This window comes from Priestia megaterium (assembly GCF_023824195.1).
GTDB lineage: Bacteria > Bacillota > Bacilli > Bacillales > Bacillaceae_H > Priestia > Priestia megaterium_D.
The window spans coordinates 317421-344194 of the sequence record NZ_CP085442.1; the positions used below are offsets into that span (position 1 = coordinate 317421).

At 38.3% G+C, this 26774-nt stretch carries 23 protein-coding genes; 19 read left to right on the forward strand and 4 right to left on the reverse strand.

Features of this window, described 5'->3' with window-relative positions; all coding sequences use genetic code 11:
• The first annotated feature begins 129 nt into the window (after window positions 1-129).
• On the forward strand, window positions 130-1584 hold the full coding sequence (locus tag LIS78_RS01725; RefSeq protein ID WP_195781380.1) for an alanine/glycine:cation symporter family protein: 1455 nt from the start codon (window positions 130-132) through the stop codon (window positions 1582-1584).
• A gap of 32 nt (window positions 1585-1616) precedes the next feature.
• Here the strand turns inward: LIS78_RS01725 and LIS78_RS01730 are convergent, their stop codons facing one another.
• Together LIS78_RS01730 and LIS78_RS01735 are read right to left on the reverse strand one after the other, a co-directional pair.
• On the reverse strand, window positions 1617-2063 hold the full coding sequence (locus tag LIS78_RS01730) for a hypothetical protein (protein ID WP_252284571.1): 447 nt from the start codon (window positions 2061-2063) through the stop codon (window positions 1617-1619).
• Entirely contained in the window at window positions 2050-2661 is a 612-nt protein-coding gene (locus tag LIS78_RS01735) for an aromatic acid exporter family protein (RefSeq protein WP_252284572.1), read from the reverse strand. Before LIS78_RS01735 ends, LIS78_RS01730 begins: the two co-directional genes overlap by 14 nt.
• Window positions 2662-2805: 144 nt before the next feature.
• Here LIS78_RS01735 and LIS78_RS01740 point away from each other — a divergent pair, with 144 nt between their 5' ends.
• Window positions 2806-3972 (forward strand): M20 family metallopeptidase, encoded by a 1167-nt coding sequence (locus LIS78_RS01740; protein ID WP_252284573.1) that lies wholly within the window; start codon window positions 2806-2808, stop codon window positions 3970-3972.
• Between the two features lie 54 nt (window positions 3973-4026).
• On the opposite strand, the gene LIS78_RS01745 is transcribed toward LIS78_RS01740, so the two are convergent.
• A complete protein-coding gene (locus LIS78_RS01745) occupies window positions 4027-4482 on the reverse strand; it encodes a ferritin-like domain-containing protein (RefSeq protein WP_252284574.1) in 456 nt (151 codons plus the stop codon).
• A gap of 151 nt (window positions 4483-4633) precedes the next feature.
• Between LIS78_RS01745 and corA the strand changes: the two genes are divergently transcribed.
• The 16 genes from corA to essA all read left to right on the forward strand — a co-directional run bounded on the left by corA (window position 4634) and on the right by essA (window position 24749).
• Window positions 4634-5599: a magnesium/cobalt transporter CorA gene (gene corA / locus LIS78_RS01750; protein ID WP_013055095.1), complete on the forward strand. Its 966-nt coding sequence runs from the start codon at window positions 4634-4636 to the stop codon at window positions 5597-5599.
• 154 nt (window positions 5600-5753) lie between these two features.
• Window positions 5754-7340, forward strand: coding sequence for a DcuS/MalK family sensor histidine kinase (gene dcuS, locus LIS78_RS01755; protein WP_195783334.1), 1587 nt, complete (start codon window positions 5754-5756; stop codon window positions 7338-7340).
• Window positions 7333-8058: a response regulator gene (locus LIS78_RS01760; protein WP_209150838.1), complete on the forward strand. Its 726-nt coding sequence runs from the start codon at window positions 7333-7335 to the stop codon at window positions 8056-8058. The genes dcuS and LIS78_RS01760 overlap by 8 nt, the downstream gene beginning before the upstream one ends.
• A gap of 141 nt (window positions 8059-8199) precedes the next feature.
• Window positions 8200-8859, forward strand: coding sequence for a cobalamin B12-binding domain-containing protein (locus tag LIS78_RS01765; protein ID WP_209150839.1), 660 nt, complete (start codon window positions 8200-8202; stop codon window positions 8857-8859).
• A complete protein-coding gene (locus LIS78_RS01770) occupies window positions 8846-9598 on the forward strand; it encodes an STAS domain-containing protein (protein WP_116516602.1) in 753 nt (250 codons plus the stop codon). Before LIS78_RS01765 ends, LIS78_RS01770 begins: the two co-directional genes overlap by 14 nt.
• 80 nt (window positions 9599-9678) lie before the next feature.
• Entirely contained in the window at window positions 9679-10986 is a 1308-nt protein-coding gene (locus LIS78_RS01775) for an ATP-binding protein (protein WP_252285316.1), read from the forward strand.
• Window positions 10987-11356: 370 nt separating this feature from the next.
• Window positions 11357-12562 (forward strand): DEAD/DEAH box helicase, encoded by a 1206-nt coding sequence (locus LIS78_RS01780; protein WP_252284575.1) that lies wholly within the window; start codon window positions 11357-11359, stop codon window positions 12560-12562.
• A 252-nt stretch (window positions 12563-12814) separates the two neighbouring features.
• Complete coding sequence (locus LIS78_RS01785) at window positions 12815-13132, forward strand: hypothetical protein (RefSeq protein ID WP_013055102.1); 318 nt, start codon at window positions 12815-12817, stop codon at window positions 13130-13132.
• Window positions 13133-13241: 109 nt separating this feature from the next.
• Window positions 13242-13841, forward strand: coding sequence for a WXG100 family type VII secretion target (locus LIS78_RS01790; protein ID WP_013055103.1), 600 nt, complete (start codon window positions 13242-13244; stop codon window positions 13839-13841).
• Window positions 13842-13902: 61 nt separating this feature from the next.
• Window positions 13903-14295: an SseB family protein gene (locus LIS78_RS01795; protein WP_013055104.1), complete on the forward strand. Its 393-nt coding sequence runs from the start codon at window positions 13903-13905 to the stop codon at window positions 14293-14295.
• A 372-nt stretch (window positions 14296-14667) separates the two neighbouring features.
• Entirely contained in the window at window positions 14668-14961 is a 294-nt protein-coding gene (locus LIS78_RS01800; protein ID WP_013055105.1) for a WXG100 family type VII secretion target, read from the forward strand.
• Window positions 14962-15054: 93 nt separating this feature from the next.
• Window positions 15055-15294 carry an ESX secretion system protein YukD gene (yukD, locus tag LIS78_RS01805; RefSeq protein ID WP_013055106.1) on the forward strand — a complete coding sequence of 80 codons (240 nt, stop codon included), beginning with the start codon at window positions 15055-15057 and terminating at the stop codon, window positions 15292-15294.
• 14 nt (window positions 15295-15308) lie between these two features.
• The gene (gene essB, locus LIS78_RS01810) at window positions 15309-16613 is read left to right on the forward strand and encodes a type VII secretion protein EssB (RefSeq protein WP_013055107.1); all 1305 of its coding nucleotides are present in this window, start codon (window positions 15309-15311) and stop codon (window positions 16611-16613) included.
• Between the two features lie 12 nt (window positions 16614-16625).
• Window positions 16626-21104, forward strand: a complete 4479-nt coding sequence (essC, locus tag LIS78_RS01815) for a type VII secretion protein EssC (RefSeq protein WP_252284576.1) — start codon at window positions 16626-16628, stop codon at window positions 21102-21104.
• Window positions 21101-24274, forward strand: a complete 3174-nt coding sequence (esaA, locus tag LIS78_RS01820; protein ID WP_252284577.1) for a type VII secretion protein EsaA — start codon at window positions 21101-21103, stop codon at window positions 24272-24274. The genes essC and esaA overlap by 4 nt, the downstream gene beginning before the upstream one ends.
• Window positions 24252-24749 carry a type VII secretion protein EssA gene (essA, locus tag LIS78_RS01825; protein WP_195781371.1) on the forward strand — a complete coding sequence of 166 codons (498 nt, stop codon included), beginning with the start codon at window positions 24252-24254 and terminating at the stop codon, window positions 24747-24749. The genes esaA and essA overlap by 23 nt, the downstream gene beginning before the upstream one ends.
• 50 nt (window positions 24750-24799) lie before the next feature.
• Here essA and LIS78_RS01830 read toward each other — a convergent pair whose 3' ends face one another.
• The gene (locus LIS78_RS01830) at window positions 24800-25276 is read right to left on the reverse strand and encodes a hypothetical protein (protein WP_097824761.1); all 477 of its coding nucleotides are present in this window, start codon (window positions 25274-25276) and stop codon (window positions 24800-24802) included.
• 287 nt (window positions 25277-25563) lie between these two features.
• On the opposite strand from LIS78_RS01830, the gene LIS78_RS01835 reads away from it, so the two are divergent.
• Window positions 25564-26718: an endonuclease gene (locus LIS78_RS01835; RefSeq protein WP_252284578.1), complete on the forward strand. Its 1155-nt coding sequence runs from the start codon at window positions 25564-25566 to the stop codon at window positions 26716-26718.
• Window positions 26719-26774: the final 56 nt, after the last annotated feature.

Consider the following 26774-nt stretch of genomic DNA (forward strand, 5'->3'; position numbering starts at 1 on the left):
TGAAGGTTTTGTAACCGTTTTTGTGTATTTTAACTAAAAAATAAGTTTAACAAAGAGTTTTATTGTTAAATTTTACAAAATAACTTATAATTTAAAATAGTCTGAATGAAAAAACAAGGGGGTTATCGTTTGGAGCAATTTGTATCGAGTTTGAATAATGTACTATGGAGCACACCTGTTATTTATGGGTGTCTTGCGATTGGCCTGTTTTTCTCAATTTTAACGAGGTTTTTGCAGGTGAGGCACTTAAAAGACATGGTCATGCTGATGTTTCAAGGTAAAAGCTCAGAAGCAGGAGTTTCTTCCTTCCAAGCATTGTCTTTAGCACTATCGGGACGAGTTGGAACAGGAAACATCGCTGGAGTTGCGACAGCTATCGCTTTTGGAGGTCCAGGGGCTGTATTTTGGATGTGGGCAGTTGCCTTTATTGGTGCTTCTAGTGCATTCATCGAATCAACACTTGCTCAAATTTATAAAGTTAAGCAAGATGGTCAATATCGAGGTGGTCCAGCGTACTACATTGAAAAAGGAACAGGTATGAAATGGTATGGCATTTTATTTGCTCTTGCAGCACTGGTTGCGATGAGTATTTTAATGCCCGGTGTTCAATCTAACTCCATTGCGCTTGGCATCGACAATGCATTTGGCGTTAGTCCAACGGTTACAGCAGTAGGATTAGTTATTATTCTTGCTTTTATTATTTTTGGAGGCGTTAAGCGTATTGCAGGTGTGGCTCAATTCGTTGTCCCTTTTATGGCACTTGGGTATATTATTTTAGCTCTTATCATTATTGCCATGAATATTTCAGAGTTGCCGGGAGTTATCGCTCTTATTTTTAAAAGTGCTTTTGCATTAGATTCTGCTTTTGGAGGAATTGTTGGTTTAGCTGTTTCTTGGGGAGTTAAGCGCGGTATTTATTCAAACGAAGCAGGACAAGGAACAGGTGCGCACGCAGCAGCTGCAGCAGAAGTTTCACATCCAGTGAAACAAGGCCTTGTACAAGCTTTTTCGGTTTATATCGATACATTGTTCGTTTGTTCAGCGACAGCGTTTATGATTTTATTTACAGGCATGTACAATACGGAAGGACCAGGCGGTTCATTTATTATTTCAAATTTACCGGGTGTAGAAGCAGGACCTGGATTTACACAAGCTGCTATTGAAACAGTGTTGCCAGGGTTCGGAGCTGGCTTCGTGGCAGTTGCGCTCTTCTTCTTCGCATTTACAACGATTATGGCTTATTATTACATAGCCGAAACAAATATTGCTTATCTAACTCGCGGAAAGAACGGAAAGTGGGCTATGTTTGCATTAAAGCTTGTCCTTCTCGGAGCTACGTTCTACGGGTCAGTTAAACAAGCATCACTAGCTTGGGCGCTAGGTGATGTGGGGCTTGGTATAATGGTATGGCTAAATTTAATTGCTATCTTAATTTTAGCTAAGCCTGCATTAGTCGCATTAAAAGACTATGAAGCTCAGAAAAAACAAGGAGTAGATCCTGTATTTGATCCTGTTAAACTGGGAATTAAAAATGCAGACTACTGGGAGAAAGAATATAAGAAAGATGAGTCACAGGTTTCGTAAACAAGAAAATCCTCACATATGTGAGGATTTTCTTATGAAGAAAGCGAGACAGGCGAATTGTTTAAGTTATAGCGCTCCTTCAAATGATGAATACGTTGTAGCTCTTCAAGCAGATGGTGAATTGCAAGCAGTTCGTACAGCATTGTCGTCTCTGTTGAAAAAGGCTGATCCACTTTGTTTTCTTCGTACTTATGTGACCAAAACCTTTGTTTTAAAGCTAAAATAAGCGTTTGATGCTGAAAAGAGCTTTTATATTGTTCACTTTGTAAGGCGTTATGAAAGGAAGTGAATGTATCCCAGATTACTTGATGCTTTGCACTTTGGAGCTGATGAGCAGGCAAATAAATCAAATTACCAATATGGTAGACAAGCTGCCTCATAAGAGAAAGTTTCTTATATTCATAGTGGAATTTTCTCATAGCTGTACGCGTGAAATGATGAAACTTCCATTCTTTTCGCTGATACTCACAAAGCTTCAATTTCAGCGGAAAGCTGCTGAAATTGAAGCTTTGTTTGTTTATGACAAGCATGTACTTGGGAAAGTTCGCTTCCTCTTTGCTGTAAAACGCTGCTCATTTGTTTTGAGAGATTTTGAATTTTCCTCGTAATAATCGGTGTATAATTAGGAGGAAGAACGATGATGTTCACAAGTGAAGAAGTAAGCAGTCCAATACTCGTGGTCGCTAGGCGAATTAAAAACGATATGAAATAATGGTCGTGCACAATCGTCAGCATAGCCACTCCTGTTAGCGTGGCAACGAGTGTTCCTGCATGTAAACGCAGTTTATAACAGGATATAATGGTAGAAACAGCAACAAGCATATAGGTAAGCGGCGTTACGCCTAAAAGAAATGTGTAAAGCATAGCAAAAGCAGCTCCGATTGCTGAAGCAGGAAAGCGGATGAACGCTTTTTTGATAGAATCGGCAGCGGTTGGTTCAATCGTAACAATAGCTGTAATAACAGCGAGCATATACGGCCAGCCAATAGAATGGCAAATGAGTGCAGTCAAAAAAACGGCAATGCCTGTTTTAATAATACGACCGCCTAAAAAATTAAATTTTTTTATGTAAATCATTATGCATACCTTCTTTAAAACAGTTAGTAGTTTAATTATAAGGCATATTAAGGTGATAGGAAAACACGTCTTAAAAACTAGCTTTTAAAAAAACGAATAAATATACTATAATTTGTTTAAATATTTAAAAGGGGAGTACAACTAATGAAACAATTAATAAATGAAACAATTAATAAATTACAGGATACATTTTATGATGTAAGCAAATATATTGGACAAAACCCTGAGCTTGGTCACGAAGAATTCAAAGCGTGCAAAGCATTAACGGATGTTTTAAAAGAACAAGGGTTCACGGTTGAAATTGGTACATGCAACTTGCCAACGGCTTTTACCGCTGTTTACGACAGTCAAAAGCCAGGTCCATCGATTGGATTTATGGCTGAGTACGATGCTCTGCCGGATCTCGGACATGCATGCGGACATAACTTAATTGGCACCATGTCGATCGCAGCTGGTATTGGTCTTAGTAAAGCAGTCGCAGAAACAGGCGGTAAAATATACGTATACGGCACGCCTGCAGAGGAAACACGAGGCGGCAAAGTAACGATGGCTGAACAAGGCATTTTTAATGATTTAGACGTAGCTATGATGGTACATCCTTATTACTGTCACCAAAAAAGCGGGCGTTCTCTTGCGATGGATGCCATTCAGTTTGAGTTCTTCGGAAAATCCGCGCACGCAGCCGCTGCCCCTCATGAAGGAATCAATGCGTTAGACGGCGTATTACAAACTTTCAACAGCATTAATGCGCTTCGTCAGCATGTGAAGCCGGATGTCCGCATTCATGGAGTGATTACAGAGGGAGGCAAGGCGGCCAACGTTGTGCCTGATTATGCAGTAGCACAATTTTATGTCCGCGCTTCAACTCGTGCATATGTAGATGAAGTGACAGATAAGGTGAAGGCATGTGCAAACGGCGCTGCTCTAGCAACTGGAGCAAAATTAAAAATCTCAAACTATGAATTTTCTTATGATGATATGCAAACGAATCAAACATTATCCGACGTCTATACAAAAAATCTAATCTCATTAGGAGTGAGCGAGCAAAGCATTACAGAAGACCAAGGCGATCATGGATCTCTAGATATGGGGAATGTAAGCCAGGTTGTCCCGGCTATTCATCCGTATATTCAAATTTGTGATGATTATTTTGTTTGTCATACGCACGAATTTAGAGAAGCAGCTTTAAGTGAGCAAGGAAGAGAAGCAATGATACTCGGGGCACAAACAATGGCATTAACAGGGTATGACGTATTAACAAATCAAACGTTGCTCCAAAAAATCAAAGAAGAATTTAATGCTACAAAGTAAGAGATAATGATAAAACCATACTAAATAATACGCTTGCAGTCGCAAGCGTATTATTTAGTATGGGGAGTGAGACTGAATGGTTCGAAAAATTTGACCGTGGCGCTGTTCATCGCTCGCAGCTCGAACAATGCGGCTTTGAATCCGAGCATTTGTGATTCTTCTAGCGATTGATTGATAAAATGGAACGGTTTCTACTTCATCTTTAATGGATTCAGAGACCCCTTCTTGAAAAGTATTTGGCAGTTTTATGTTTAATGAAATTTGTGGGTAGCTGCCTGATAAATCATAATAGGCTTTAGAAAACCAGTCAAAGTGTTTAATTTCATCCTGCCGAATACCTAATATAGCTTGTTGAAATTGATTATTAGGAGCCAGCTCTGCTAGGCGTGTATAGTAGTGAATAGCGGAAAACTCATCGTTTACGGCTTTGTTTATATCTCTTAGAACCTGTTCGTCTAGTCTTGTATCATCTTCCCAATATTCTTCATGCCGGGAGTAAAATTCATACATATGGATATACCTCCTCACCGTTTTGTTCTCTTGTCATCACCATCATCGTATGTATAAACAAGAAAAGGCGTACATTAAAAGAAAAAAGTTTAACAAAATAGTAAAAAGGGTATGTGCAGAGAATAGTATCAAAAAAGACAGAGGTTATCTTATGATTAAAATTGTAGCTAAAACCAAAGAAGGAGCTATTAAAGAAATAGAAATGAATGAGATTCGTTCAAGCCATGACTTTCAATGGTATTGGGTTGATTTTTACAATCCCACCGAGGAAGAAAAAAAGCAGCTTGAACAATTCAATTTTCATCCCTTAGCAGTTGAGGACTGTTTAAATCAAGGTCAGCGGGCTAAATTTGAGTTGTATGATGAGCATTATTTTTTAGTCTATTATGCACTTCATAAAGAAGAGCTTGAGCACTTAGAAGTATCTGCGTTTGTAGGGGATAACTTTTTAGTCACTTACCATATGGATAAGCTAACGAGCGTGGCTAGGGTGTGGGAGCTTATCAAAAAAGACCCTGAGGCTACCGAAGATGGAACATGGGATATCATGTATGAACTCTTAGATCATACCGTTGATGAATATTTCCCTGTGCTTTATAAATTTGAAGATCACATAGACGACATTGAAGACAATGCAAAAGACGAACCTATGGATGAATTAATGAGGCAGCTTTATGATATCCGAAGTGATTTGTCACGAATGCGCCGCATTTTAAACCCCATGAGAGATTTAATGTATCGTATTATGTCAACTAATGCGTTAAAAGCAAAAGAGCAGGTTCGCTATTTTAATGATATTTATGACCATTTATTAAATATGATTGAAATTATGCAAGCAAGCAGGGATTTGTCAAATGACATCCGAGAAAGTTTTATGTCCATTAACTCGGATCGTATGAATTCAATTATGTTTACGCTAACGCTTATGTCAGCTATTTTCTTACCGTTGACGTTTATTGCTGGCCTCTATGGCATGAACTTTTCATATATGCCGGAACTGACGGGGAAATATAATTATTTTATTGTACTGGGCATTATGATTGGGCTTGTAGGCGTAATGGTCTTTGCCTTTTATAAAATGGGATGGTTCAAATACCGAAAAGGACCTAAACTATAAAGTAGATTGTTAACCTTCCTGTATAAATGTTAATCAACTCAGTAAAAATGAAATTAAATAAGCGAAGATCTTATCTGGCTCTAGATAAGATCTTTTTCTTGTGCTATAAACAAGAAAAGCAGGGAAGCGAGGGAAGAATGTGAAACACGGAAGAATGGGGCTGCGAAGCATCACGGTGCTGCTTGTATGCATGGTGGTGATTCTATCACTATTGTTAACTGATTTATTAGTTAGCAGTTCAATTGGAAAAAATATTCGAGATCAACAGGCTGAAAAAGCTCGGACTATTGCTACGATTATTTCAGAATCAACGAACGTGAAAGAAGGACTAGAGACAAAAACACCTCAGTCAATTCAAGAATTTACTAAACGAATTCGTGAAAAATCAAGCGTCTTGTTTATCGTTGTTATGGATATGAATGGAATTCGCCAATCTCATCCAGATCCTAAAAAGATAGGAAAGAGGTTTGCCGGAGGCGATGAGCAAAAATCATTGCACGGGAAATCTTATGTATCTGTATCAAAAGGAACGCTTGATAAATCTCTGCGCGCTTTTGCACCTATTTATAATGAAAAAAATCAACAAATTGGCGCAGTAGCTGTGGGGATTTCTTTGAATAATGTAAATGAAGCAATTAGAGATGGGCATCGTCGAATTGTTTTAGGTTCATTAATTGGTTTACTTGTAGGCGTTCTTGGTGCTATTTTATTAGCGAATTACATAAAGAAAATTTTATTTGGCTTGGAACCTTCTGAAATTGCTAAAATTCTAGAAGAGAGAAGCACCATGCTGCAGTCGGTTCGTGAAGGAGTGATAGCTGTTGATAAAGAAGGTAATATTACACTTGCTAATCGCTCTGCACGTCGATTATTTGTTAAAGCAGGATTAGCACCAGAGCCAATCGGTTTGTCTATTCGAGAATATATGCCCACCTCCAGGTTGGACGACGTTTTGTCTACGGGGGAATCTCATTATGATGAAGAGCAAGTCATAAATGGAGTAGCCATTGTGGTTAATAGGGTTCCGCTAGTAGTAAACGAAGAGATTGTAGGGGCACTTTCTACGTTTCGGGATAAAACAGAAGTTAATATCTTAGCAGAACAGCTAACAGGTGTTAAAATGTATGTGGAAGCGCTTCGAGCACAATCGCATGAATTTATGAATAAACTTCATGTGATTTTAGGAATGGTGCAGATGAATTATTATGATGAGCTAAAAACGTATATTCATCAGCTTGTTAATCACCGTGTCGATGAATCTAGTTCAGTGACTAAATCTATTAAAGATCATGCGTTGGCAGGGTTTCTCATGGGTAAAATGAGTTATGCTAGAGAGGAAAGCGTAGAACTGACGTTTTCCGCTGATGAAGTTATTCCAGAACCTTCAGATCCACACGTTACTCATCATCTCATTACCATTATTGGAAATTTAATTGATAATGCAATTGATTCAGTTTGTCATCAAGCCGCTAAAAAAGTGTCTGTTATGCTTGTGTATAAAAACAATAAACTTACGATTCAAGTCACGGATACAGGCTGCGGCATTCCTTCCGATACAATGAATCAGATTTTCAAGAAAGGCTTTTCTACAAAAGGAACGAGCAGAGGGTTTGGGCTGCATTTAGTGAAGCAAACGATTGATGAACTAGGTGGCCAAATCGTCATTGACTCATTTATAAATAGCGGTACCACATTCTATATTGATATTCCGTACGAAACAAGGAGAGATCAAGTTGATTAAAGTATTAATTGTTGAAGATGACCCAATGGTTGCTCAGTTTAATCAAAAGTACATTGAAGAGATAGAGGGGTTTACAGTGGTCGCTGTTGCTCATTCGGGTCATGAAGCCTTGGTGAAGGTAAATGAATATCAAGTTGATTTAGTGCTGCTTGATATCTTTATGCCTGGGCAAAATGGTTTGAGAGTTTTACAAGAGATTCGAACAAAACAAGAGGAAATAGATGTCATTTTTATCACCGCTGCTTCGGATGCCCAAACAATTCAGCAAGCTTTACGCTACGGAGCGATTGATTATTTGATTAAGCCTTTTACATTTGAACGCTTTTATCAAGCACTTTCAGCTTATAAACAAACATTTCGTACGTTAAAACAGCAACCTCAGCTTAATCAACAGGAATTAGACGGGCTGCTGTCTAATAAAAAAATAAAAGAAGCTCCGATAGAGCCGTTGCCTAAGGGTTTAACGACAGGAACATTAGAAGTTATCGTAGAAGCCATTGAGCATCTTAAAGATCACCCTTTTTCGACCGATGATGTCGCTGAAAAAACGGGAATTTCAAGAGTGTCTATTCGAAAATATTTAAAATTTCTAACAGATATAGGTCTTCTTGGGGAAAGAATGACTTACGGCACAATAGGACGTCCTGTGTATGCGTACTTATACAATGAACAAAACCGTCACTTGCTGCATCACTACCTCGTTGACTTTGAAAAATAAAGAGATTGACCTGTCAGAGACGTCCGGTGCTATTTTGTCGGTGTGAGAATATTTTACTGTAGAGTGCCGGTGAGTTAAGTGGTATGGTTGATAATAACAAAGGAAAAAAACAAGTCATTTGACTGAAAAAGAGGTGGTTTCTTGATTGAAAGCATAGAACGCTTGACTGAATTACTGTTATCAGGGAATCAAGATGAAGCTTGGAATATTGTGTGGGAAAAAAGACAGCAGGGTTTCGATACATTTTATATTTTTCAGCAATTCATTTCAGTGTCAATGGCTCAAATCGGTATGATGTGGGAAGAAGATGAAATCTCAGTGGCTGATGAACATTTAGCTACTACTACCTGTGACTATGTTTTGTCACGCTATCAATTGTGTATAAAACAAGAAGTTATTAAAAATGAAAAAAAAGGTCTGTTTTTGTGTATAGAAAATGAACAGCATTTTTTAGGTTTAAAAATGATTTCCATTCTCTTTGAAGAGCACGGATGGCAGACGAAACTTTTAGGAGCAGATTCTCCGCTTTTACATGCAACGCACGCTGTTGAACAATGGAAACCTGATTTAGTAGGAATCTCGTTCAGTTTAACTCATCATATAGAAAAAGCAAACGAATATATAGAAGGATTACAAAAGACAAAACATCAGCCGCTTATTTTAGTTGGAGGCCGAGTAGTTTCAAACTATAAGTTTCCTCTTGTTCAAACAAATCAAGTTCGATTTATTGCACAGTTAGAGGAGTTGAAAGAGTTTCTTCATTATCAATCAATTAGGGGGATTAAGGTTGTCGACTATTAAATATGCTCCGCTTCCTGTTTTTATTATGGATGAGGAAATGAATATTCTAGCGCAATCTGATGAAGCAGCCGCTTTATTCGGAGAGGTTCAACATTTTTTAGAAATTGTTGACGAAGATAGTCAGAACAAAGCTAGAAAACGATTAGGGCAGAAGAAAAAAATAAAAACAGAATTAGTCATGCATTCGCGCAAAGCTAAGATGTCTCTTTATACCGTGAATTGCAAATGGGAGCAAGATAAGGCGCATGTAATATGTGTAGAGGAAGATTCTCAAATTAGAATTCTTTCAGAAAAAATCGAACAACATACAGCGCGTTTATCTGAAACAGACTTAGAACTGCTGCTGCAAAAAGAACGATTAGAAAAAGCAATGAACCGAGTTATAGAACTGTCGGGACCGTTTATTCATTTATCGAACAACATGGTGCTTATACCTCTGTTTGGTGATTTATTTGAGGAAGTCATCATGAAAAATGAACATCGGCTGCTCAGACAAATAGATGAGGAAACGGTTGATCGAGTTATCATTGACTTTAATGGAATAGGTCAAATTGATGAACGAGGTGTTGCAGCCCTAGAACATTTAATATGGGAATTTCAGCTAATGGGTGTACAGATTTATTTAACAGGTGTGACACCCGATCATAGTCAATGGCTTCACCAGTATCATTTTCAAGCAAATGTAAAATCTATTAGTAACTTAGGTCAGGCCATTCATCAATTTTTTACAACGGCATGAAATGGCTACAAAAAGTGAACACTTCATATAAAGACAATAAGACAGGGGATCAATACTGATAAACAGGTGATTAAAATTTGGTGAAACACGCGCGTAAAGTAGCTTTAAGAATTTCAATTATATATATCATTATTGGCGCTGTATGGATCTTGATATCTGATAATATATCTAGAACATTAGCGCAAGGTCGTTTTGAAGTATATATTTTTTTTCAACAATACAAAGGTTGGTTTTTTATTTTAGCTACGGGGATTATTTTGTATGGGTTAGTATATAGGAGAGCTTATAAACTAGTGGAGTCCCAGCAAGAGCTCGTAGTGAAAGAACACGAACTTCAAACGAGCAATCAGCACTATCAATCTTTATTCAAACATAATCCCGATGGCGTTTTTGAAATAAGTAAAACGGGTGAAGTTCTTCTTGCTAATCCAGAAGGTGAAGCAATCGTTGGATACTCCAGTGAAGAATTGCAAAAGATGAAACCTTCAGCTCTTATCGCAGCTGAAGAGTTTGATATGTGTAAAGAGTATTTTAAAGAAGTGCTGAATGGAAAAGGTGCTAAGTTCGAAATGAATGTGATCAATAGAAAGCGAGAAAGACGGGTGCTTAGGTGTTCTTTGCTTCCCATCATCGTTCATAAGCAGGTAGTAGGCGTATTTATGATTGCACGCGATATTACTACATACCGTCAAGATGAAGAGCTTATGATAACCTCGGAAAAAATGTCGGTTATTGGACAAATGGCAGGTGCCGTAGCACATGAAATTAGAAACCCGCTTACTTCTTTAAAAGGTTTTGTACAGGTTATGCAAGCCTCTAAGGAAACAAATGACACATATTTAGATATTATGATGTCTGAAATCGACCGCATCAACTTAATCTCCAGTGAAATGCTCATTCTTGGAAAAAAGCAGCATGTATCTTTTGAAAAGACCAATTTATGCGAGATTTTAAAACAAGTTATTACCCTAATGGAAGCGCAGGCCAATTTAAATAATGTTTCTATTTTATTGAAAGAAACAGCCAAAAGGCCTATTTATGTTTCAGCTGATGCAAATCAGTTGAAACAAGTGTTCATCAATGTGATTAAAAATGGTGTAGAAGCTATTATGGAGAAAGGTCATATTACAATAACAGTTGAAGAAAAAGATACACGAGCATTGATTCACTTTGAAGACAATGGAATCGGAATGAGTCAAGAGAGGATTGAACAAGTAGGAACGCCGTTTTATTCTACAAAAGAAGCTGGCACTGGCTTAGGGCTGGCCGTGTGTTACAAAATCATGGAGCGTCATCAAGGTACCATGCATTTTAAAAGCGGTAAAGGAAAAGGGACAACGGTTACTATTGATATGCCAATTATAGAACGAAACAGCCGCCTCTCGTAGTTCAGAGAGGCGGCTGTTTTCTTGAAAAAGAGGCAGTAAGCAGATGAGCCCTTTGCGTCTGGATCCATATAGGACATAAAACCTCCTTCTTATACAAGTTTTCGTTCATAATAAAGAGGATCATATTGTTTTCTATAGAAGCAATAGTGTATCATAGTTGAAGCTATGTTTATTGATGTAGAAAAGTTAAGGCAACAACCGATTTTTCTACTGAAGGATTGACAGGGTCCCTTGGGATAAGGAAGGTTTATTTATAAATAGAAATTAAGGTCAGTATTAACGCACATCACATGGCGACTGATACATTCGTTTAATTGAAATGAAAAAAATCGTTTATAATATCGAGAAAAGCATGGAAAAGGAGATAGATATGAGTCAGTTTATAGAGACTTTACAGCCTTTTTTACAAGAGGCGTGGAAAAAAGCAGGGTTCAATGAGCCTACTGCTATTCAAACGAAAGCTATTTCAGAGATTTTAGCTAATAAAGATGTAATAGGAGAATCCCCAACGGGAACAGGAAAGACGCTGGCATATTTGTTGCCTGTCTTACATCGCATTCAGCCGGGACCATCTCATATTCAAGCAGTTATTTTAGCATCTTCCCATGAATTAGTTATGCAAATTCACGGTGAAATTCAAACTTGGTCGCAGGGAAGCGGTATTTCAAGTGCTGCGTTTATTGGCGGAGCAAATATGAAACGACAATTAGAAAAACTCAAAAAACGTCCTAATATCATTGTTGGTACCCCAGGACGTTTGAACGAGCTAATTAAAATGAAGAAATTAAAAATGCACGAAGTCAAAACAATTGTGATTGATGAGGCGGATCAATTGTTTGTACCTGAGCATTTTCAAACGGTTCAACAGATTGTAAAAATGGCGTTAAGTGATCGTCAAATCCTAGTCTTCTCAGCTACTGTATCAGAACGTACTAAATCGCTAGCGAAAGATATGATGAACCATCCTCTTGAAATAGAGGTAGGAAGAGACGAACTTCCAGCTTCGAAGGTAGGGCATGTATACATCAAAAGTGAAGCTAGAGATAAAGTGGACGTGCTTAGAAAACTAGTTCGTCAAGAACAAATGAAAGCTTTAGCCTTTTTTAAAGGGATTGATACTCTCATCGAGTTTGAAGAGAAATTAACATTTAAGCGTGTAGAAGCAGGCTCTTTACACAGTGAAACGAAAAAAGAAGATCGTGCTACGACGATTAAAGGGTTTCGAAAAGGAGATTTCCCTGTCTTATTAGCAACGGATGTCGCAGCTAGAGGATTAGATATTAAGGGATTGACGCATGTAATTCACATCGATGTTCCTCAAGATGCAGATCAATACGTACATCGCTCAGGTAGAACAGGCAGATCGGGAGCAGAAGGTACAGTCATTTCTCTTGTGACTGAACGTGAAGAACGAAATTTAAAACAAATCGCACGTGAACTTCAACTTTCATTAGTGAAAAAAGAACTTTATATGGGTGAAATCGTGGATGACGGAACAAAAGAGCAGTCCCGTACAGCTAAAAAACCTTCAAAAAAGCCATTTAACAAGAAAAAGAAACAAAAAGGTCGAATGTAAACTAGGTATTATTCCTTTTTATAACAGCAGTGTCACAACCTAAAAAGCAACGTCTACTGCTTTATTACAGCAGCCTGGCGTTGTTTATTTTCTCTATTTTACCTGTATAAATAAGTAAAAAAAGAGAAATGTAGATATTTTTTCCTAGGTATGAAAATAGTTTGAATGATGGATTTTGTTTTTTGTAACCTTATTTTAACATTACTTTAAGAGACTTCTAATAAAAGAGGAAGAAGGACGTGGGGACATTTTATGGATGCAATTGATGATCTCTTTGACGACATAGAGCGAAGAAGAAAAAGTAAAGAATATAGTCGAGATGCAGATCAATTAGAATCATATTTACATGAAGTTCAACGTATCATGGAATTTCTTGAAGAGGGTATCTATCTGTTTCAAAATTCGCACCAACAATATGCGTCAGATTGGTCAGGGCGTTCTAAGAGCTCATATGAGGATATTTATAATGATATTACGCAATCTACTTTTCATCTGTACGACGTAAGGGATGAATTGTTTCAAACTTTACGCTTAGAAATTTCACGATTAAGAGAGTTAGCATCGGCGTAATAAATAACATTATCGACTCACTCCTTTAGAAAGTGAGTCTTTCCGTATAGGCTTAAAAAATGTTTGGATGATGACTGAAGGCTTACAAGAGATAGGGGGACGGACATACATGGAGATAAAAGTAAATCCAGAGGTGCTGCAGACATTTGCAGAGCGAATTCAGCAGTCTCATTCACAGACGGCTGATGCACTTCAAAAACTAAGCTGGGAAGCTACAAATCTACATTTCTTGTCTGTTGCAGATATTGATAAAGTGCTGGACTTGCAGGAAGAGTTACAGCATATGATTCGCAAACTTGATTCGCTAACGGAAAACGCACATTTATTAGTAAAAGACACTGCAGAACAAATGAGAAAAGCAGATGGAGAGCTAGAAGGCTCTTCAGGCTGGACGGAGTTTTGGTCGAGCGTGTGGAGCGATGGGAGCACCCATTCACAAGATACGTGGAATGACATAAAGAACTTAAAAGAATGGAATACGTATGACAATATGCATAGAACGATTGAAAAACCTTTAGGTACTCTTAATGTTATGTGGAATTCGCTTTCTATGTCTTGGGAAGAAAAAGTAGTGAATGGTTCTACATGCAGTCGAACGGAATTTTTTACTTATGGCGTTATTCAAATGGGGTTGGGCATTTTAAGTCAGGAAATGAATCCTTCAAACATTATGTTTAGTGACAGCACAGAGGAAGTGAAGAGAGAATGAATGAAGTATATGATGGCGCTGGAAGTGAAATGGTACAGTTCCTTACAGGGTTGTCTCGGCAATGAAATATACATTTAACTTATTAGAAAAATCATTAATTGAAGCAATGAAAGATAATAAGAAAATTGCTCAATTTTATAAAACTTTAATGAATAGCAATTTATGGCTAGTTGTTAGTTCAGAGCATGGAGCATCAGATATATTAATTGCAGAGCACTACGTTCAGACGATGAAAAGCGCAGCGTACCGATATTTACCTGTTTTTTCGTCAAAATATCCGATTGAACAGATGCTGAAAGATGAAAAGACCGTATGCGTATCATTTAAGGATATGCTGCCTGTATTAAATGAAGAAATAGCGATATTACTTAACCCTGACACGCCTCTCTCAAAATTATTCATCCCCGAAGAAATAAGGATGTTAAAAGAAGATCAAAATTATTTTAAGCAGTAGCCAAAAAATAAAAAGCGCATGTGCTTTTTCAAAACATGTCTGAATCTTAAATAAATAGAAGATATATAAAGAGGCAGGGCCTTAAATAGGCTGCTGCTTTTTTATTACTAGTAAATAGTTCTATAGATAATGAACAAAAATGTAATTTAATAGTCTTATAGTTTTTATTTTCCTTTAAATAGGTACCTATAGATCAGATGGAAAAGGTTTAAATGAGAACAAAATCTTGGTTATTTAGGTTTTATTTGCATTTTTTAGGGGTATTTGTAGATACATATTCTCATTTTTGGAGGCTTTTGCAAGTAACCTTTGACCTTAACACTAGAGTTTCTTACAATAATAGTAAATATATAAACCGAAGGAGAGATATGTATGTCAGGGATTATTCGCGTAACACCAGCAGAGCTTCGCGACATGGCAGGTCGTTATACTAACGAAAGCGGTCAAGTTCAAGAATTAGTAAGCCGTCTTGATACAATGAAAAATCAACTTCAAGACATGTGGGAAGGTGCTTCAAGCGAAGCGTTTGCTGCTCAATACGAAGAATTAAAGCCTTCTTTCGTTGAAATGTCTAACCTACTTACAAAGATTGCTAAGCAATTAGATGACTCTGCAAATGTTCTTGAAGATACAGATAACCAAATCGCTAGCCAAATCCGCGGTTAACTTCATCTAATAATCTAAGTGAAGTAATAAAAGGAGCGCCCTATTCTCAAAAGATGAAGGCGCTTTTTCTATGTTTTGAGGTGATGAAACCCTATGTATATAGAAGTAACAGTAGACTTAAAGCACTATACAGGTGATCGGTTCGATTTGCGACTATCAAACTATCATTCACTCAAAAAAGTAGTCGAGATCGTTTGGCAAGCTAAAAAGATTACTCAGTCACCAAAGGACGGTGCGTGGATACGTGTTTCAAATAAAAATCTTATTTTCTCGGGAAATGAGACGATGATTAACTGCGGAATTACCACAGGTGATTGTATCGAAATTCTCTAAAGGAGTCTATTAGAATGTCAGAGAAGAAACCGACTTACTTAGAAGAACAGCTCGAAGCTGTAATGACACGTCATAATAATGAATATACATTTATTTTTCAAAAAGAAAAAATTCGACTTAATCGTTCTGTTGAGATTGAAATGTTAAAGGATGTAAACACGGCTTTTCAAAAAGAAATCATGATGAGCGATGATGAACTTAAAATAACAATTAAGCCTACTTCTGAATTTCAACCTTTTACAGCATTAAGAGGAAAAGAAGAACAGCAAAAATGGCTGTTTGCAGATCAGCTTATCAAACAGGTAAAGCAGCATTCTTTTTCAAGGCTGCATTTGTTGATTTGTCCAGAAAATATCATTTTTGATAAAAGTTTAAGTCCGGCTTTTTTACATTATGGAGTCAAAGAAAGTTTACCTCCTTATGAGTCTAACGAGGAACAAAGCTTTCAAGAGTTAAAGGCTACGATAGCAGCGGCCGTTGACTCATCGCATACATTTGAACAGTATTTTAAGTTATATGAGACCTTGCAATTAAAAGAAGACGCTAAAAAAATAATGCATATCAGCAATGAGGAAGAGTTGAGTCAATTTGTTCAGCATAAGCTAACCCAAATTGAAAAGCATCAAAAGACACTCGTTCAACTTCCTCAAAAACGCTGGACTATTTTTAAGTTTTCATCTGTGGGTATACTTGTCTTATTAATTCCAGCTCTTATTTATACTTTTTACTCTTACTTTTTTGCTCAGCCGAAACAAGAAGCATTTGTAGAAAGCAACGAATACTTTCTTGAAAAAAACTACAGCAAAGTAGTCGACACACTTGAAGATTATGACATTGAAAGCATGCCTAAAATTGTGCAATACGAAATAGCAACTTCCTATCTTGTTAATGAAAAGTTAGGGGAGGAGCAAAAAGCAAATGCTTTAAAGACTATTACGCTTCAGTCAGATCCTCAGTATTTTGCCTATTGGTTTTACATTGGCCGAGGAGACAACAAAAAAGCGCTAGAAGTCAGCAGGTTGTTAGAAGAACGTTCATTAATTATCTATGCACTAATGAAATACGAAGGTCAGCTAAAGACAGACAACGATTTAGCGGCTGATAAAAAGCAAGAGGAGCTTGATAAAGTAGCGAACGAACTTGAAGAATTTAAGAAAGAAAATGATCAGCAAGAAGCGGAAGCAGCCAAGCAGCAAGAAGAGAAACAAGCTGAGGAGGCACAGGCGGCCAAGCAGCAGGAAGAAGATCAGAAAGCTGCAGAAGCCGAGAAAAAGAAACAAGAAGAGCAGAAAAAACAGCAGGAAGACCAATCGAAGTAGGGAGGTAGTTGTATGAATATGCTTTGGGTAGTTAGTGGGCAAACGTATCAGCAGCTGCCTGTAGATTTTAAAACCTTTCGCCAAGCAACGGTTGGAAACACTCAGCATCAAACTTTTACGTTTTCCTATCCGTTTGAGAAAGGGCAAATGACGCTGTCATCTGAAAAGAACGGCCGGCTCTTAATTTCCTACGGAGAAGAAAGGATAGCAGAGCTATCTGTTTCTGAGTCGTTTGTATGGCGAGAACAAGGACATGCTTTAACCTTTGTCCTTACAGAGACGGCTGTTAAAGAAGCTGTCTATTATATTGATTACGGATCAGAAGTTTCGTTTTCCACAAGTGATGAAGCAGCTGATGTGTATCAGCAGAAACAAAAGTGTGTAGTAGAGCCAAAAGAAGGATTTTACTTATCAAAGATAAACGGGAAGTGGAAGGTCTTTTATAACCAAGAACCGCTTTATCTTAACGGACACCGACTAGAAGAGAATACGAACCTTCAGCCCGGAGATCTTATTTTATGGTCTTCTATGACGATTCAATTGATCGAAAAAGATTTGCTGAAGATTCAAAGCTACTACGATTATGCATCTAAGCTTCCAGCTACGGCACAGCCTATTTCTGAAATGAAAAAGAAGTACCCGGTTTATAGACGGACACCGCGCATGATATATGATTTGCCTAATGATAAGGTAAGCTTGTCCTTTCCGTCTCAGGACAATGATGAAAATAACCGAAGCTTATGGCTTACTATTTTACCGCCATTAGTCATGCTTTTAGTCATGGGTACGGTCTCGATTATTCAGCCTAGGGGAATTTTTATTATTATATCTGTCATGATGTTTACGACTACGCTGATTGTATCTACCGTTCAATACTTCAAAGATAAAAAACAGCGCAAGAAGCGGCAGGAGCGTCGTCGTCGAATTTATACAAAGTATTTAGAAAACAAGCGCGAGGAATTACAAGAACTAGTATCAGTTCAACGAGATGTATTATCTTATCATTTTCCGACGTTTGAACGAATGAAATATTTAACAGAACAGATTTCTGATCGAATTTGGGAACGAACTGTAGAAAGCAGTGATTTTTTACAGGTGCGCCTTGGAACAGGAACAGTTCCGGGAAGCTACCAAATTTCTTTGAATAGCGGAGATATGGCTAATCGAGAAATTGATGATTTGCTTGAGCAGTCTCAGCACATGGAAAAGGTCTATCGAGAAGTGAAAAATGCCCCTGTTACCGCTCATTTAGGTTTAGGCTCTATCGGTCTGGTAGGAAAGATGAAAACGGTGAAGAATGAACTGCATCAGCTTGTAGGACAGCTGGCATTTTCCCACAGTTATCATGACCTAAGATTCGTATTCATTTTTGATGAAGAAGAATATAAAGAGTGGGAATGGATGAAATGGCTTCCTCATTTTCAGCTTCCGCATTCTTTTGCGAAAGGTTTCATCTATAATGAACAAACGAGAGATCAGCTTTTATCTTCTATTTATGAAATGCTGAGAGAACGCGATTTAGATGAAGCAAAAGGAGAAGGGGTTTTCTTGCCTCACTTTGTTTTTATTATTACGAATCAGCAGTTAATTGCAGATCACGTTATCTTAGAGTATTTAGAAGGATATCACCCTCACCTTGGGTTCTCTGCGATATTTGCGGCAGAGACAAAGGAAAGCTTAACGGAGCATGTTCATACACTCGTCCGTTATATTAACGAATCCGAGGGGGATATATTAATTCAAAAGCAAAAAGCTGTGAATATTCTATTTCAGCTTGATAAACACACGCTTGATTATAATGAAAGATTTGCAAGGATGCTGCGAACATTGGATCACCAAGTCGGCATGACCAACTCAATTCCAAATAGCGTTTCATTCTTAGAATTATTTAAAGCAAGAGAAATTGGTGAGTTGGATATCGTGCAAAGGTGGCAAAGCAATGAATCAGCTAAGTCGCTAGCAGTTCCCATTGGTTTAAAAGGAAAAGAAGATATTGTTGAACTAAATCTTCATGAAAAAGCTCACGGCCCTCATGGATTACTTGCAGGTACGACGGGGTCAGGAAAAAGTGAATTCTTACAAACGTACATTCTTTCTCTAGCGGTGAATTTCCACCCCCATGAAGTTGCGTTTTTATTGATTGACTATAAGGGCGGAGGAATGGCTCAGCCGTTTAAAAACATGCCTCATCTGCTTGGAACCATTACAAACATTGAAGGAAGTAAGAATTTTAGTACAAGAGCCCTAGCTTCTATTAAAAGTGAATTAAAACGGCGCCAGCGCTTGTTTGATAGATATGAAGTCAATCACATTAATGATTATACAGATTTATATAAGCAAGGTATGGCAGAAGAACCTCTGCCTCATTTATTCTTAATCTCGGATGAATTTGCCGAGTTAAAAAGTGAAGAACCAGAGTTCATTCGGGAATTAGTCAGCGCGGCGCGCATTGGACGTAGTCTGGGCGTTCATTTAATTTTAGCGACGCAAAAGCCAGGCGGTGTTATTGACGATCAAATTTGGAGTAACGCGCGCTTTAAAGTAGCTTTAAAAGTCCAAGATGCCGCTGACAGTAAAGAAATTTTAAAAAATGCGGACGCTGCTTCTATTACGGTGACGGGTCGAGGCTATCTGCAGGTTGGAAATAATGAAGTGTATGAACTGTTTCAGTCAGCTTGGAGCGGCGCGCCGTACATGGAAGATACGTATGGGGCTGAAGATGAAGTCGCCATTGTCACAGATCTCGGGTTGATTCCTTTATCTGATGTATCTACTCAGCAGACGTCATCTAAACAAGCGGAAGCAGAAATTGATGTTGTGGTGCAAAAAATTGAAAAAACGCAGCAGGAACTAGCTATCAAAAAATTAAATAGTCCATGGCTGCCGCCTCTTAAAGAAAGATTGCTTCGCAGTGAGTACAAAGAGAAGCGAGACGGCGTATTCCCAATTGGCTTGATTGATGAACCGGAAAAGCAAAGCCAAACGGTATATAACTATCAGCTGATGGACGATGGAAACATTGGTATATTTGGTTCGTCAGGATACGGTAAATCGTTTACAGTCATGATGTTGCTTCTTAGTCTAGCTGAAAGACAGAGCCCGGAGCAGCTTCATTATTACATTTTTGACTTTGGAAACGGCACGCTGCTGCCGCTTCGTCAGCTGCCTCATACGGCGGATTATTTCTTAATGGATCAAATGCGTAAAATTGAAAAATTCATGACGATTATCAAACAAGAAATCGCAAGGCGAAAGCAGTTATTTCAACAGCGGGAAGTTAGCAATATCAAAATGTATAATGCTCTAAGTTCAGAAGAGCTTCCTCTAATTTTTATCACGATTGATAATTTTGATCTTGTCAAAGAAGAAATGCAAGATCTAGAAATGCAGTTCACACAGCTCGTGCGTGACGGTCAGTCTTTAGGAATTTATATGATCTTTACCGCGACGCGCGTGAATTCTATTCGTCAGTCGCTTATGAATAACTTGAAAACAAAAGTTGTTCATTATTTAATGGATCATTCAGAAGCGTATTCTATTTTAGGACGTACGCCGTATGCGCTAGAGTCTATTCCAGGCCGGGCTATTATCAAAACGGATCAACCTTATTTTGCGCAGCTGTTTTTACCTGCGGAAGGAAAAGATGATTTTGAAATCTTTGATGCAGTTAAGCTGCACATTCAACGATTAAAGAATCAATATGCTGATGCTACTGTTCCGGAGCCTGTACCAATGCTGTCATCGAAACTTGTACTTGCCGAGTTTATGACGGACAGAAGGGTTATTCGGGAAAAAGGAGTCATTCCTCTTGGATTAGATGAAGAGTTTGTTCGACCGGTGCATATGAACTTTACGAAAAATAAGCATTGCATCGTCATGGGGCAGACGCAAAAAGGAAAGACAAATGTAGTGAAGGTCATACTGCAAACAGCGCTTGAACAAGGCGTGAAGCAAATCGGACTATTTGATTCGGTTGACCGCGGTTTATCAAGCTATGCAGCTGAAGAGCAAGTTGTTTACATGGAAACAAAAGAACAGATTATCGACTGGCTTGATTTAACTGAAGAACGATTGCAGCGACGTGAAAATAAGTATTTGGAAGCAGTGCAGGAAGGAACGGTACACAGTCTTTCATTTGCCCCGATCATGCTTGTAGTAGACGGATTTGTACGATTCCAGCAAAACTTAGACAGCGTCCTGCAGGATCGTATTACAAAATTGATGAAAAATTATAGTCACCTGGGCTTTAACTTGATTGTTGCAGGGAACAACAATGAGTTTTCAAAAGGATTTGACGCGTTAACAACAGAAGTGAAGCAAATTAGCCAAGCCGTGTTGCTGATGAAGAAAACAGAGCAAAGCTTATTTACACTTCCTTATGACCGAAAAGAAGCCGATGTTAACCCTGGCTTCGGTTATTATATTAAAAGTGGAAAAGAAACAAGAATTCAAATCCCGCTATGTGTAAGTGAAAGGAAGATCTTAACATGACCGAACAGCGTAAGTATACACTTAAAGTCATATTAGCTGTTGTTTTAATTTTGGCTCTTCCTTCTTTCTTTTTCCAGTATATTGGAGACAACCCGCTGCAAGTCACAGAAAACTCAACAAGAACGATTGCGGTTGTTAACGAAGATAATGGAGTAAAAGAAAATAGTGAAAAAGCGATAGAATTTGGAGAAAAAGTGACTCCTCTTTTACAGGAGGGGTCGGATTATCAATGGACCGTGCTTGGACGAAGCGCAGCTACAAGCGGTTTACAGAATGGGAAATATGATGCGGTTATCTATATTCCCTCGACCTTCTCACAAAATATTTTATCGTATCAGGAAAAAAAGCCAGAAAAAGCTACTTTGGAATACAAAGTTCAAAGTCAGCTTAACGCAGTTAATAAGGAAAAAGTAGTAGGGGAATTAGAAGATGCTACTACAAAGGTTAATAATGAAATGTCCTCTTTGTACTGGAGTTATGTATCACAGGAAGTGGATAAGGTACGTGGACAGTTCGATAAAATTCTAAATAAAGAAATCGCCTTTCAAAAAACAATGGTCGCTTTTTATAAACCGAATTCAAAAGATTTAGCGGGTGAATTAAATGATCAAAAGAAAATTCTTCAGCAAATCCAAGATAATGTAAATAAAGCAGAAAAAGGTTCTAGTGACAGACAAGGCGACGTAGAACAGGTTGAAAAGAATTTAAACAGCTTCATTGAATATGTGAATCAATATCAAACATATCAAGAAACACAGAAGCAAATGCTTGAAAAAACGCAGGCTCAAAGCGTCGCTGCGATTCAAGAAGGGTTGTCTTCTCTTGAATCTAATCAGCCAAGATCCAAGCAAAATTTTAATGAGCAGGCCAATCAAGTATTCAGCGGATTGTCTTCCATTCAACAGCAGCTGGATGAAAATCAAAAAGCCGTTGGAGAACTTGGAGATCAACAAGCGGATAACGTCAGTGAACAAGAAAAAGCTCTGCAAGACTTGAATGGCCAAATAGTCAATTCATACAAACAGCAGTCTGAGCAAACAACGCTAAATCAAATTGAAAATAAGCTAAAGCCGCTTCGTGCGCAGCTAGAGACAGCTTCATCAAGTGATGGTGGCGGAGGCTCAACGGATCCAGGAGAAGACGACGGAACTCAGCCAGATCCAAATCAAGGCGGAGAGACGCCAGCGGATCCAGGGGAAGATAACGGAACTCAGCCAGATCCAAATCAAGGCGGAGAAACGCCCACGGATCCTGGAGAAAATGATGGAACTCAGCCAGATTCCGGTCAAGGCGAAGGAACGTCAGAACCAATTAAAGTGGATTTATCTCAGCAAACAGCAAAGCTTGATGATATATCAAAAGGGCTTGAAGACTTAGAACAGCAGCTCCAAGGAATGGTGAACGAAACACCTGAAGCGCCTGAAGCACCTGAGACATCTGAGGGAACGGAAACGCCTGAAACACCGGACACATCGGATGCATCAGGTACATCCAATGCTGTGAAAAGTGCGCTTGAAAAAGTGGCTAATCTGAAAACACAGGTACAAGCAGTCAAAGATGAGCTGCAAAATGTAACCGTTCAGCCGGAAGCTTCAGGAGAAAATACGGATGCGCTGAAGCAGAAAATTGCAAGTTTGGAAGCAGACGTTAAGTCTTTGACAGCACAGAAAAACAAAGCAGAGAAAGACTTAGAAGAAGCAACCAAGTCGTCGAGCAGTCAAATTGCTAAGCTTCAAGAAGAAAATGAACGATTAAAAAAAGAGAATGAAAAGTTGAAAGAAGACGGCAAAAAGCCTTCTAAAGGTAGTGTGAATGTAGACAATCTCATTACGATGATTAAAAACAAAGAAGATAAAATCTTATCTTCTCCAAACCTTTCAGCTTCTCGCAAGGAAAAGCTGAGCAATACATTCTCAGGTAAGATTAAAAGCAGCAGTGCAGAAGATATGCTAAAGTACTACGGTGATTTATCGCAGTATGATTTGACTTTAGCTCAAGTAGGAAATACAGACATACAGAACAGCGTCCTTAACAATGACTCTATTAAAGGAAGTTTGCAGCAGGCGTTAGCTGGCACCGTCTCTTCTCAAGACGCGCGTAAGCAAATCCAACAAAACCTGTCTCTAACAAAAGAAGAGTTAGCACAGTTCCAAAGTTCAGTGCAAGATTTTGCGGATCAATATGGACAAACAGTTGATGCTGAACAAGCATCTATTATGGAAGAGCTATCAGCTATTCAAGAAAAAGCAAATGCAATGAATCAAGAGCTTCAATCTAGCGCAGGTGAAGATCAAGCATTAGAAAAGAAAGAAGCTCCGGACGTAACGGGCTTAATGACGCTACAGCAAAGCATGGGTCAAGAGTTGAAGGGAATGAACGAACTCATTTCATCTTTAGGTGAAAGACAAGCTAATGTTGTCACATACACAGATGAATTGCAGAAGCGTGTAAATGAAGTCCAGGATAAAGCTGACACGCTTAACAGCAAGTGGGCCCAAAACGTGGATTCAACGAAGTTGGTTCGCGGCCAGGTATACCGTTTGTTAAATAATACATTAGTAGATGGACAGAATAATGATTACGTTTATCATTATTTAGCGAATCCTCTTCAAGTAAGCGGTGAAGTGCCGGCTGAAAAAGTAAAAGAGGTTCCACCGGTTGTCATTCTGGTTATTATCTTAATCAGCAGCTTACTAATTGGCTATTTCAGTCAATACTACCGACATGCACCTATGCTTGTAAAAGGTACGCTGTTTGGGTTATTGAATTTGATTGTAGGGTTAATGGTAAGTATCTTTAGCCTTAATATTTATTCGTTATCGGGAGACCGGGCAATGGAATGGTCAATCTTTACGATCGTCTTATTGCTTGCTTCATCTACACTCGTACGTATTGCTTTCTTATTAGGAAGCTTCGCTGGATGGGTGACGACAGTAGGGTTGATTTTATTTTATATTACCCCGCTTCTTAACTTATCTATGCCAAACTTTAATTACGAAGATCCAGTATCTAAAGTATATATGTCAATTCAATATGATATGCAGTCTCTGTTTGGACAGGCGCTTATTGTATTACTGGGAATGACTGCTGTTTTAAGTGTTCTGCCATCTATTATTCGTGCTTTAAAGACGACTAAAGAGGTTGAAAATGATGAAACCTATAGTGCTTAATAAGAAGATTGGAAGTATTGTTCTTATTTTTTCACTTCTTTGTTTCCCTATAGCAGCAGCGGCTGAAGCTGATGACGGAAACGTTGAAGAGATTAAACCAAATGTATATAAGGATGATCCGATTAACTTGGACCCCGAATCTTTGCTAGAAAATAAAAAAGAAGTAGGAAATATTCCGGAGGAAATAAAGGATCTTACATTTGAAAAAGAGGAAGATGCAGAGAAAGAGAGCTTAAAAGAAAGTCTTTTTGCGAACGCATCAGCTGAAGATAATACGATTTCTGCGAAAGCAAAAGAATATAACTTGTTTTCTTCTAAAAACACTTCCTACAAGAAAGATCGAACAGAACAAACTGCTTCTGAAAAGTCATCAGACCTACAATGGTTTTATTTATTATTGATTGGTGTGGGGGTTGTTGTATTATTTGCGGTTTTAATACCGCGCATTAGCCCTCAGTCTTCTGTAAAAAAATGAAAAAACCTCGCTGTTAATCAACAGCGAGGTTTTTTCGTATAGACGCAAGCTTATAGGCGGCGGAAGCCTTCTTCAAACAAATAATCTTCTGCTTCTTCGTAAGATAGAAATGCTGCCTCTAAATTCAAGCCAGAATAAATATTCCACAGGTCATCTTCATGAACAAGTAAAAGCGTTGCATTGTCTGGGCCGTTCCAGCGCTGTTCATTTCCATTCCCTACAATAGCTTCTTCTCTAGCTGTATCAGGAAGGGTAGACAAAGATTCAATAGAAGCTTCAATAATTGAGCGAAGCTCTTCTTCAGTATAATCACGGATATTCACAAGACCTTTGTCATTTGTTTCATATCCTTTTAAAAACCCTGCATATACAAATCCATTTCCGTTAGGATGCAGATGATGCACAACAACCGTTTTATCGTACACGCTTTCTTCATAATGAAAATTCACGCGTCCTAAAGATACATCTTTTCGATGCAGCTCTGGAAACGATGAAATAATAGCTAATTTTTCGTCAAAACTAAGCATAGACAATCCTCATTTCTATTTAAATCATTTCATTTTCTGAAATGGTATAAGCTCTTTTACGATTCGGTTGATTATACCATATATAAAGAAAGACACATAATGCTTTTTCCAATGTAGACTTTTAAAAATATAACCCTTCGCATAAAGTGGCCGTCACTGTAAAGAAGAATACAGCTTTTTCACTATAAAACTTAACAAAAAAGAGGCAGGGAATTCACAGTGAAAAAATAATATAAAGAGGTGGAAGAAAACTAGTTTTCAAACTTATCATAAGGAGGAATAAAAAAGTGAAATTATACGCTCTGTGTAAAAAAACATGGGCAATGTCCCTGCTTGTTTTTGCTCTTTTAGTGAGCTTAACTCCTGTTAGTCAAGCAGCCGCATTTTTATCTGTTGCACAAGCTCTTGAGAATCAAAACAACAGTGTACAAACGGTTAAAGGATATGTAGTAGGTCAACCTACAGGCACATCTACAGTTATTACGAGCAATTACCCAAACGATTATGCATTTGCTCTTGCTGACAGTTCAAATGAAACCAATACAGACAAGATGGTGTACGTTCAAATTCCTTCAAATTTGCGAAGTACATTTGGACTTCAAAGTCACTCGGAGTTAAAAGGGAAAAGTCTTACTGTTACGGGCACACTCACTCCTTATTTTTCACACCCAGGAATAAAATCAGTTACTTCTATCAGTAAAGAAACAGGAGGAACTGATCCGACTCCAGATCCCACAGAGCCAACCGTTCCAGTAGAAGACTATTATCGTACCGCAGCTGGAAAAACAGGAAACAGCTTAAAGGCAGAGCTTCATAACATTATTGATCATCACACAGAAGTGTCGTATTCAGCCGTATGGGAAGCTTTAAAGAAAATGGATGAAGATCCAGCTAACGCAAATAACGTTATTTTGCTCTACACGGGGCGTTCACAGGCTAAGAGTACAAATGGAGGCGGAGTGGACGATTGGAATCGTGAGCACGTTTGGGCAAAGTCTCACGGGGATTTTGGAACAGCTATGGGACCTGGAACAGATCTTCATCACTTACGTCCAACCGATGTGTCTGTAAACAGTACGAGAGGAAACTTAGATTTTGATAACGGAGGGACGGAACATAGCGAAGCACTCGGAAATTATTTTGACAGTGATTCATGGGAACCTCGAGATGAAGTAAAAGGCGACGTGGCTCGTATGTTGTTTTATATGGCCGTGCGCTATGAAGGCGATGTAAGTGATGAGCCTGACTTAGAACTTAATAACACAGTGAATAATGGCACTGCTCCTTATCACGGGAAATTATCTGTGCTTCTTCAATGGAACGCCAAAGACCCAGTAGATGATCGAGAACGACGTAGAAATGACATTATTTATTCAGACTATCAGCATAACCGCAATCCGTTTATTGACCATCCTGAATGGGTGAATGAGATTTGGAACTAATGAAGAAGGCGTCCTTGCAGGGCGTCTTTTTTTTATAAAAGAAAAAGGAAAAAACC